Annotated in this window: 2 protein-coding genes; both read right to left on the bottom strand. The window is 44.7% G+C overall.

The features are described from left to right. Nucleotides 1-185: 185 nt before the first annotated feature. Nucleotides 186-1,403, bottom strand: coding sequence for a geranylgeranyl reductase (chlP, locus tag PX636_RS09620; RefSeq protein ID WP_002735532.1), 1,218 nt, complete (start codon nucleotides 1,401-1,403; stop codon nucleotides 186-188). A 249-nt stretch (nucleotides 1,404-1,652) separates the two neighbouring features. Beyond that, nucleotides 1,653-2,747, bottom strand: coding sequence for a class III poly(R)-hydroxyalkanoic acid synthase subunit PhaC (locus PX636_RS09615; RefSeq protein WP_002763375.1), 1,095 nt, complete (start codon nucleotides 2,745-2,747; stop codon nucleotides 1,653-1,655). Nucleotides 2,748-2,804 lie beyond the last annotated feature (57 nt).

The raw sequence follows: 2,804 nt of genomic DNA, 5'->3' as shown, positions 1-2,804 counted from the left end.
TCGGTAAGAATAGGCTTTTTCCATACCTCACATTTTAGCATATATTTCGTAAACGATGCTCATATTTAACAGTAAAGCCGTCGTAGAACGACGGGGTTTCAGACCCAAAATTTTCGATGAAACAACCCAAAAGAAAACCCAACCACCGCGATGGGAAGATTGGGTTTTCTGGTTATCAATTGATTTTAAGGGGCCAAAGCGTTACCGCGCAGGAGAGAACCGATAGTTTTAGCGGTAATCTTCATCTGTACGAGAGGATTAGCGGGAACAACGGTTTTATAGAGATAACTGTCAAAAGTCATCTTCTGTACGTCCTTATCGGAACACATTTCCACAAAAGCTTCCCGGGTGGCATCGGTACGGTAGAAAACCCGTTGCAGGATATCTAATACCAGATAGGTCATACCGTATTTCTTATCCCAACGCTTGAGGTAGAGTTTCAATTCGTCCTCTGTGGGAATACGTTGGCCGCCGTTAGTGACTTCGACAATGGTTTCGGCACACATCCGCGCCGATTTAGCGGCGAAATAGATGCCTTCTCCCGAAGACTTGGTAACTGTTCCCGCAGCATCGCCTACGAGGGCCACGCGACCGACTACACGACGAGGACGGGGATGTTCGGGGATGGGGTGAGCCTCCACGCGGATGATTTCGCCCCCTTCCAGACGACGGGCCGCGCGAGCGCGAATACCAGCTTGTAGGTCTTTAATCATGGCTTTATTGACCTTCATTGTGCCAGTACCGACGGCGACGTGATCGTATTTGGGGAATACCCAAGCGTAGAAGTCGGGGGATACGTCTTTTCCTACATACATTTCGGCCAGGTCTTCGTAGTAGGCCATTTTATCTTGAGGAAGACGGATGCGTTCTTGGAAAGCGATCGCATAGTTGTAATCCCCGGCATCAATAGCTTTGGCAATGCGGGAATTAGCACCGTCGGCGCCGATAACCACGTCCACCTTCAGAGATTTCATTTCCCCTTGGGAATTGCCGTGGGAGTGATCGGCGTAGTGTAGGGTATAGGGATCGGTGCTATTGGTGGGAATGTCGAGACCGTAAACGGTTCCGTTGATTAAATGCGCTCCTAATTTATGGGCGCGTTCTCTCATAAAACCGTCGAGGACTTCCCGACGACACATTCCGATATATTCGTCTTGATTATCGAGATTAATATCGACTTCGACGTTAGAGGGGGAGATCATTTTCATTTTTCTCACCCGGCGATCAATAATTTCAGGAGGTAGGTCAAATTCGCTCACCATACAGAGAGGAATCGCTCCACCACAGGGTTTAGCATTATCTAATTTGCGTTCAAATAAATAGGTTTCAATGCCTGCTTTAGCTAATGTTTCTGCCGCCGAAGAACCGGCCGGCCCTGAACCCACAACAGCGACTCTTAACACTCAGGTTTTCTCCTACATACTTACGAGCGAGTACGCTTTGCAGTGTACCACAGGGGTTTAGCCGAAAGGAACGGGATTCTCCGATTCTGCCCGATCTTGCAACAGTGCTTAACATCCTCTGTTACAAAAGTTTATTTTACTGCCCGTAGATGTTTTTTTATCGATGTGTTGTATTGTGTTACACCCGTAGAGAAAAAAAGTGCTAAACCCCTCTCCCAAACTGGGAAAAGGGGATAGGTGCGAGGATTGTTAAGCTCTTGCTTTCAACCAATCAGTAATAGCGGGGGGTAAATCCCGTTGCACTTTGCCACTGACATACATTCCGATATGTCCGACGGGGAAAGCACAAGCGGTATAGTCAGAAGTACCGATATAATTCCCTAAAGCGAGGGAAGAAGCGGGAGGGACAAGGTGATCTTTATCCGCATAAAGATTGAGAATTGGCATAGTCAGATTGTGTAAATCTACCCGTTTATCTCCTAACATCACTTCCCCTTTAATCAGTTTATTTTGCTGATAGAAATCCTTGAGAAACTGTCGATAGGATTCTCCCGCTTGGTCGGGACTATCAAAAATCCATTTTTCCATACGCAGAAAATTAACTAATTTTGATTCGTCTTCCATGATGTCAGGAAAATCAAGGTATTTCTGATAACCTAACTGCAAAGGTTTCAATTCCAGAAATTCTAAGTTGAGAAAATCTCCCGGGATATTGCCCATAGTATCTACCATTAAATCGATGTCTAATGCTTCGGCTCCCAAGGAACACCCCCCCCGCATATTTAAGAGGGTCTCGGTTTGATAAAAGTCCACCGGTGTCACCATTGTCACCAGATTTTTTACCTTATCGGGATAGAGGGAACTATAGCATAAACTAAAGGTTCCCCCCTGACAGATTCCTAACAGATTAATTTTGTCGAGATGGTGACTTTGACGAATAAAATCGACGCAATTATCGACATAACCATTGATATAATCATCAAGGGTTAACCAGCGATCGCTTCTGGTGGGATATCCCCAATCAATTAAGTAGATATCTAAGCCTAATTTCAGCAGATTGGCCACTAAAGAACGCCCTTCCTGTAAATCTACCATGTAGGGACGATTGACCAAAGCATATACCATCAACAAGGGAATCTCGAAGGGTTTTTCGACCACGGGTTTAAAGTGGTAGAGAATGATTTTATCTTCCCGATAAACTGCTTCTTTTTCCGAGACTCCACACTGAATATCTTCTTCTTTAACTCGTTTGAGATTGTCTAACCCTTTGAGATTTTTCTGAGTTAATTCTAGATAATCTTGGGTAAAATCTTCCAGTTTCACTTGCGTCAAAAATGGCCACATAATTTAATTCTCCTAAAGAATTGGGGAAGTGGGGATTATAACTGATAACTGATAACT

Origin of the sequence: Microcystis sp. M53598_WE2, assembly GCF_030067735.1 — a bacterium.
In the GTDB taxonomy this organism is placed as follows: Bacteria; Cyanobacteriota; Cyanobacteriia; order Cyanobacteriales; family Microcystaceae; genus Microcystis; species Microcystis aeruginosa.
Note: the sequence above shows the minus strand (reverse complement) of the source record. Positions and strands in the feature narration are given on the sequence as shown.

What these genes read in the sequence shown, in the direction of transcription:
- PX636_RS09615 (WP_002763375.1), bottom strand. Translation starts at nt 2,747, where the DNA reads ATGTGGCCATTTTTGACGCAAGTGAAACTGGAAGATTTTACCCAAGAT.